Consider the following 6886-nt stretch of genomic DNA (forward strand, 5'->3'; position numbering starts at 1 on the left):
AAACACCCCAAAGGAGGAGATTCCAATGATAAGTAGAGATGAAACTGCACAGCAGAACCAAGACAAGATAGTAATTTACACAAGAAATACATCGTGGACCCAACCCGAGGGGTACAGAATTCATCGAGACGTTCAGGTCTTAAAAGACAAGTGTGAGCGGGCTGGATATCAAGTCAGTAGAGTCTACTGGGAACCAAGCTCGGAATCTCACGGGAAAAGAAGAAATGTTTTGAAGCGAATATTGGAGGATGCTGCTAAAGGCTTGTTCGGGGTAGTTGTTGTTTGGGATGTATTTACACTTTCTCCTGATGGGGAAGAGCTTCAACAAATAGAAAGAGAGCTTGCAAGATATGGTGTGGAGATTTGTTCAGTAACGGAACCTTTCGACACTTCCACACAAGAAGGATTGAGGGTGTTTGAATACATGTGCAAATTACTCAATACGAGACACTTAAGATTAGCAGCCATGCAAGGAATTCCTTTGTCGCAGGTAGCTTGGTGGTTAATTGAAGGTTTAATTGAAGATGAAAACAAGAAAGGGGGTGAACATGATGCCGAACTCAGCGAGACAGCTACACGACCAGCTTGACCAATTTAGCCGAACTGGAACACAGAAAAGAGCAGCTATCTATGCCCGAGTCTCCACGTTGGAACAGGCAGAAGAAGGATACAGTATTGACGAACAGGTACGAGTTCTGAGAGAAATGTGCGAGCGAGAAGGTTACGTTGTTCATAAGGAATACGTGGACAGAGGTAAAAGTGGAAAAAATATTAAAGGTAGACCTGCTTTACAACAACTACTGCATGATGCTAATAGTAAAGACTTTGAATTAGTGCTTGTTTGGAAGGTGAATCGTTTTTCTCGAAAGACGAAAGATTTGCTTAATATTGTTGAAGAACTTGAAGGGAAAAATATTGTTTTTCGCTCATATACTGAAAACTATGAAACAGCAACTCCTGCTGGAAAAATGCAGTTTCGTATGTTAGCAGTCATTGCTGAATTTGAACGAGACAATATCGCTCAAAACGTAAAAATGGGGATGTTGGCACGAGCAAAGGAAGGTTCCTGGAATGGCGGTCAGGTGCTTGGTTATGATGTCGTAAGCGTTCCAGGAGAGAATCGTAAAAGAAAGCTATCTACCCTTGTGATTAATCCAACAGAAGCTCAAACGGTTCGAAAGGTATTTGACCTTTACGTTGAGGGGAATGGCTACAAATCCATCGCAAACAAACTCAACAATGAAGGACACCGGACAAAAAAGAACAAAGACTTCTCCATCAACGGGGTAAAAACGATTCTAAGCAATCCCCTGTATGCAGGATTTATTCGCTACAATGTCCGGAGAGATTGGAACGAGAAGAGAAGAAACAATATTAATCCTAACCCTGTAATTGAAAAGGGGCAGCACGAAGCTATCATTTCAGAAGAAACATGGGAAAAAGCAAAAAATATCATGGCGAGTAGAAGCGGCAAGCCTAATCGAATACATGACGGCGAGTTCCCTCTCACTGGTATCATGAAGTGTCCTGCATGTGGTGCAGGAATGGTGATTGGAAGGACAACAAATACACTCAAAGACGGAACAAAAAAGGTTCTGGAGTATTATGTATGTGGAGCTTGGAAGAATAAAGGTTCAGCAGTTTGTCGCTCGAATGGAGTAAGAACGGATTATGCAGACCCTTATGTACTTGAAAAGCTATCAAACATAGCCACTAGTGATGTGCTTATAGAGCAAATTGTTGAACGTATTAATAACAAGAAAGAACGAGATTCTTCTCCGCTCCAACACGAATATGAGACCTTGAAAAAGGCACTAGAATCCAATCAACAAAAGAAAGAGAAAGTCCTTGGTTTGTACGAAGATGATTTGATTCAAAAAGCAGACCTTGTGCAGCGACTATCCACTTTGAATGAAGAAAAGGAACGACTTGAAGAAAGACTATCTCCAATTGAATTGCAAATGGGGGAAGGTGGTACACAGCTCATAAACTTTTTAATGGTCAAACAGGTCATGCAGAACTTCAAAAGTGCCTATAAAGAGTCATTGACCAGAGAGCAGAGGAAAAGGCTGATGCACCTGCTCATCCGTCAAATCACCATCAATGAGAACCGAAAGATTGATACGATACAAATACAACTCAATAAAGAAGTTGCAAAACACTTCACCTTTAAAGGGGGAGAGGATTCATCTATTACGGATGAGTTCTCTCCCCCTTTTTCTATTTTAATTAACCTATAAAAAGGAGCAAATAACCTATGAGCATTATTAATGTATTCAGGAATTACATGGAGGAGCATCACCCACATTTAGCACGGAAGGAATGGAAAGCGGACGTTAGAACTCTTTCAGTGGATGATATAAGCAACGAAGCGGTAAAGGCTACTATTCCAGATGAAAATAGCCCAGAACTAACATGTTGGGTATTCTTCTACGATGGCGGTGCATCAAACGTTGTGTACTTATTACAGGATAAGCATGGTTTGAAGGATATCGGAATTGGTCTGTTGAAAGATGGTGAACTTGTTAAGCCTATTAGTTTTATATAAAAATCCGGCAGGAAGAACAGTAGCACAATTAACTATGTTTATACATTAGAGAGGTTGGCTTTAAAAGAGCTTTCGTCTCTTTTTTCGTGCGTAATTTTACCGTAAAGGAGGTGAGTGTATGTCACCGATTAGTTTATTTAAGGCAGGAGTTATGTTTGGACTAACTATTTATACAATAGCTAAAAAGGGATTTATGGATGATAAAATGCGAGCTTAAAAGAATTTAAAAATAAGGGGTTAAAAGACTGGAAGAAGGTGGTTGTATTGCCATATTTCTTATTAGGAACTGTTGTAGGAATTGTTGTCTGTGTGGTAACAGAGCGTACTCAAAAGGAACCGGAGGCTAAGAATATGAAAAGAATTCAAAATAAAATGGAGTTATTATCAATTAAAAAAGAACTTCATGATGACTTGATACAGTATCTAATGGAGGAATTTTACGGTCTATATGAATATCTAAGCAATGGTGAAAATATAGAAGAATTTACGCTCCCTTTCTGTCAGGCGATGATGGTATTAGAAACAGAAAAAGAATTAGCTGAACTAACTAGAAACCAAATAGAACTAGAATTTATGGAGGAAGTTTGTTTGAAAAGCATAATAGTATTACGAATTGGTATAAGGCAATCAGATGATATTCAGCTTTGCTACGCTATTATTAAAGTTTGAAAAAATATATTATTAAAAAAATCTCCACCCTATCATCCAACTTTTGTATTAAAATAGGACTGGAAAATTTATCCTATGCAGGAGGAAGATTATGTCCGATAATCAATTAACAGAAGGTAAAGTGGGAAAATTATTAGATTGGGCTTATGAAAAATCTATCAATGGGATACCAGGAACGGATACAGCCTATGAACTAGCTGAAAATTTTATGGCAAAGCGCGATTCCACAGATAATGCTATTAACAGTCTAGTTCGCTGGCAGAATACTAAATCTGCAACGAGTGGATTTTTAACAGGTTTAGGAGGATTGATTATTTTACCAGTAGCCATACCAGCCAATATAGTTTCTGTCACTTATGTACAAATGAGAACGATTGAGCAATTGCCCATATGAGAGGATATGATTTAAAAGATGACCAAGTAAAAACATTCATCTTTGTCTGTTTAACAGGTCAGTCAGCTTCAGATATTTTAAAAACAGGCTGGAATTAAAGCAGGAACTGCACTTACCAAGCTATCAAGAAAATACCAGGGGAAATTATTAAATCAATAAATAAAGCAGTTGGTTTTAGACTAGTCACTAAGTTCGGAGAAAAAGGTGTTGTTAACCTTGGTAAAGCTGTACCTCTAATAGGTGGTTTTATTGGAGGAACTGTAGATGGAATTGTGACAAATATCATTGGAAAAACAGCTAAGAAAGTATTTATTTAAATTTGAAAGCAATAATTATTAGATTAATTTAAGGATGAGTTTATGATGAGCAAAATTCGCAACTGGCGATGTCTTTTAGTGTATCTGCCTATGGATTAATTAAGGAGACGTTAAAGAATAAATAACCCAATCTATTAATTGTTTTTACTAATTTTAAAGTCGATAATTTCTCTAATATCTTCAATGTCAAAGGCTTCAGCAATTCTTTCAATATGACCGAAATTGATATTTTGACGTTTTTCATTTGCAAGTTCACTTAGCGTAGCATGACGGATATCTGTTAGTCGTGATAATTCACGGATAGAAATATTATGCTTTTCAGTTAGTTCTTTTATTTTAACGGTCACTTTCTTTTGCATAGCAATTATCCTTTATGGGTTATTTGTCTATTGACTATACGTATAAACGTACCATATTATTAGGATATAACTGGTACTTAATTGCGTACCGAAAGTACTAGAAATCAATATCAGAATTATAGATATTAATTAAGTTTAAAGGAGGAGCAGAATGATTGAAATACAATCCGTTAAACAGCTAGAAGCTGTTGTAATAGGCGGAGTAAAATATATTTGCGAACAGTTTGAACAAGAGAGAATAGTATGCCATCCAATTGGACAAGTTACTTTCTTGCCATCAAGACCCGAATTTGTTCCACAGGGATTTAGAAAGGGGATTGCATTAGGATGGATGCTTTTATATTCGCTTGATGGTCAATCCTGGACATATAATTTTAAGGCTATTTTAAAAGAAGCATTAGAGTCCGATGGGCATTTTTATATTAGTGACTGGAAGCTAAACGTTATTATGAGCGTCGAACATTACATGATAGATGAAGTTACAGATTTATTAACTACTATATTTGATGACCTAACATTAATAGAGAAATTCCGTTGGAAGGAAACGAGATTAGGAGAGATAGCATCGTTTCATATTAGTGAATATTTTGCTAGATAAATAGGAGCAGTATAGTTTGTAAACACTTTTCAAAATGTATTAATTAGTGGAGGTCTTAGGTTGGAAGTATTTGGTTTAATTGCAGGTCTTATAATTGCGTGGATATTAGTAAGGAATGTTGGTGGAGGAATTGTTACCTTCTTCATTGTATGGACAATAGCTACTTTCCTATCTGTTATTGCATTAGCCTTATTCGGCTTTTTATTTGGATTAGCTTTGTTTGTGGGCATAATAATAGCATTTATTTTTATGGTAAAGAAAATTATAGTGGGATAAGCTATATGAGGAATTGTATATGAAGAAATTATGGTTAGCTTTGATTCTGATATTACTCTTACTAATCGTTGCATTTCTCGGAACTTTCGGGATTGTAATAATAAGATTAGCGATAATGATTATTTTCAGTCCAGTTACATGGGTAATCTTAATCATAATATATTTTATCAGGAAGAAACAAAGAAGTTAGTACAGAAATAACAACCAATGTGAGAATGGCTGATAAAAGCTATTCTCTTTTTTATTTAGGTACTTAAAATGAAGGGAGAGAGGGATATGCCTTATTTTGTATTGGGTACATTAGTTGGGCTAGTTACTAGTTTAGTGTCAGATGTTTCGCAGAGAAGATGAAGGAATTATAGAAAATTGAAAAAAATTCTCTTATATTGTAAAATGGAAACATATGTTTGTTTTATGTTTTTTATTATATCTAAGAGGGTGTATTTATGGGGATAAATGAAACTAATTTAAAAAGGCTTACAGAAAAAGACATTCAACTTCAAAAGAAATTGACAGATGCTAGAAAGAAAAGAGATTCATTAGCGGATAAGCTTATAAAACTTTCAAATAAAAGAAATAAAACAAAAATGGATATTCAGAAAATGGGGAAATATAATAAAGATTTATTGAAACAAGACAAAGATATTACATCGCTTGTTGAACAGATACGTAAAAATACTGAAGGAATGAATAGGTATAAAGGTCGACTAGCAAAAGAGCAGGAAAAGCAATTTAAAACCATGCTAAAATCAATGGAATCACAATCGAGTACAAATTTAGAATATTTAAACAATTATTCTGAGATGTCAGAAAAATTAAATGAACTCTCATTAGATATTAAAGATTCAGTTAAAGATAAAGAAATAATAGAGTTTGATGTATTCCTATCACATTCTAGCCTCGATAAAGATATTTTTGTTTCGGAGTTATCGGAGAAGCTTAGTAATAAAGGGTTGAAAGTTTTTGAAGATGTCAAGGTATTTAAAATAGGACAGAGTCAAACGGATATGATGAATATGGGAATATTAAATTCGAGGTTTGTTATAATTTTCTTATCCCAAAACTTTATTGAAAGCGGTTGGTCACAATATGAATTTAAAAGCTTTTTAAATAGAGAAATCAATGAGAAAAGAGTGATTATTCTTCCAATCTGGCATGAGGTTTCTGTGGATGAAGTTAGACAATATAATCCCTATATAGTCGACAAATATGCGTTTAATACAAGTAAGCAGACATTAGACGAAATGGTTAATCAAATTCATCAAGTTGTATTAGATTCATTAAATTAATAAAAAAACCTCATTTAGCTATATTACGGTGAACCGTACCACAAATAGTGGTAAAGCAGAGAGTTGAAGTTACCCTAGATAAAGAATGGTTATTAAGAATAGAAAATAGGTAATCCATTAAATAAGTCCCCTAAATTCAGGGGACTTATTTAGAACGTTGCTTTGAATTATGTTTATTTTTTGGGCTACTCATTTTATCTAATTTAATTACAACATAAACAGCGATGAAGAATAAAACAAATCCAAAAACAACTTGAAAAGAGAACATGGTACTAAAAGCCTCCTAAATCACAGAAGTTTAGTACCATGATATCCTTCTAAGTGACTCCCTAACCCCTTAAAAAACAACTAAAATATTTGTTACATTAGTTTTGAAAGGAACATTGTTGCGATACCAAAATAAATAAGTAAAGACAAAATATCGTTGATGGTTGTT

At 34.9% G+C, this 6886-nt stretch carries 9 protein-coding genes; 8 read left to right on the forward strand and 1 reads right to left on the reverse strand.

All coding sequences use genetic code 11. The annotated features are described in order from the left end of the window. The first annotated feature begins 25 nt into the window (after window positions 1–25). From BFI01S_RS13905 to BFI01S_RS24045, 5 genes are all read left to right on the forward strand, one after another. Window positions 26–589 (forward strand): recombinase family protein, encoded by a 564-nt coding sequence (locus tag BFI01S_RS13905; protein WP_061793161.1) that lies wholly within the window; start codon window positions 26–28, stop codon window positions 587–589. Continuing rightward, entirely contained in the window at window positions 552–2240 is a 1689-nt protein-coding gene (locus BFI01S_RS13910) for a recombinase family protein (protein WP_061793162.1), read from the forward strand. Before BFI01S_RS13905 ends, BFI01S_RS13910 begins: the two co-directional genes overlap by 38 nt. 17 nt (window positions 2241–2257) lie before the next feature. Then, on the forward strand, window positions 2258–2548 hold the full coding sequence (locus BFI01S_RS13915; RefSeq protein ID WP_061793163.1) for a hypothetical protein: 291 nt from the start codon (window positions 2258–2260) through the stop codon (window positions 2546–2548). Between the two features lie 264 nt (window positions 2549–2812). Beyond that, a complete protein-coding gene (locus BFI01S_RS13920; protein WP_235831191.1) occupies window positions 2813–3217 on the forward strand; it encodes a hypothetical protein in 405 nt (134 codons plus the stop codon). A gap of 91 nt (window positions 3218–3308) precedes the next feature. Continuing rightward, on the forward strand, window positions 3309–3611 hold the full coding sequence (locus BFI01S_RS24045) for a hypothetical protein (protein WP_235831192.1): 303 nt from the start codon (window positions 3309–3311) through the stop codon (window positions 3609–3611). Window positions 3612–4062: 451 nt separating this feature from the next. Here the strand turns inward: BFI01S_RS24045 and BFI01S_RS13930 are convergent, their stop codons facing one another. Continuing rightward, entirely contained in the window at window positions 4063–4287 is a 225-nt protein-coding gene (locus BFI01S_RS13930) for a helix-turn-helix domain-containing protein (protein WP_061793164.1), read from the reverse strand. 151 nt (window positions 4288–4438) lie between these two features. Here BFI01S_RS13930 and BFI01S_RS13935 point away from each other — a divergent pair, with 151 nt between their 5' ends. From BFI01S_RS13935 to BFI01S_RS13945, 3 genes are all read left to right on the forward strand, one after another. Beyond that, window positions 4439–4885, forward strand: coding sequence for a hypothetical protein (locus BFI01S_RS13935; protein ID WP_061793165.1), 447 nt, complete (start codon window positions 4439–4441; stop codon window positions 4883–4885). 60 nt (window positions 4886–4945) lie between these two features. Further along, window positions 4946–5161 (forward strand): hypothetical protein, encoded by a 216-nt coding sequence (locus tag BFI01S_RS13940; RefSeq protein ID WP_061793166.1) that lies wholly within the window; start codon window positions 4946–4948, stop codon window positions 5159–5161. A 446-nt stretch (window positions 5162–5607) separates the two neighbouring features. Beyond that, a complete protein-coding gene (locus BFI01S_RS13945) occupies window positions 5608–6450 on the forward strand; it encodes a TIR domain-containing protein (RefSeq protein ID WP_061793167.1) in 843 nt (280 codons plus the stop codon). Window positions 6451–6886: the final 436 nt, after the last annotated feature.

Source organism: Cytobacillus firmus NBRC 15306, assembly GCF_001591465.1.
Taxonomy (GTDB): Bacteria; Bacillota; Bacilli; order Bacillales; family Cytobacillaceae; genus Cytobacillus; species Cytobacillus firmus.

Bases quoted from the DNA above. Each gene is read 5' to 3' on its own strand.
- BFI01S_RS13905 (WP_061793161.1), top strand. From the start codon at position 26: ATGATAAGTAGAGATGAAACTGCACAGCAGAACCAAGACAAGATAGTA.
- BFI01S_RS24045 (WP_235831192.1), top strand. From the start codon at position 3,309: ATGTCCGATAATCAATTAACAGAAGGTAAAGTGGGAAAATTATTAGAT.
- BFI01S_RS13945 (WP_061793167.1), top strand. From the start codon at position 5,608: ATGGGGATAAATGAAACTAATTTAAAAAGGCTTACAGAAAAAGACATT.
- BFI01S_RS13935 (WP_061793165.1), top strand. From the start codon at position 4,439: ATGATTGAAATACAATCCGTTAAACAGCTAGAAGCTGTTGTAATAGGC.
- BFI01S_RS13915 (WP_061793163.1), top strand. From the start codon at position 2,258: ATGAGCATTATTAATGTATTCAGGAATTACATGGAGGAGCATCACCCA.
- BFI01S_RS13930 (WP_061793164.1), bottom strand. From the start codon at position 4,287: ATGCAAAAGAAAGTGACCGTTAAAATAAAAGAACTAACTGAAAAGCAT.
- BFI01S_RS13910 (WP_061793162.1), top strand. From the start codon at position 552: ATGCCGAACTCAGCGAGACAGCTACACGACCAGCTTGACCAATTTAGC.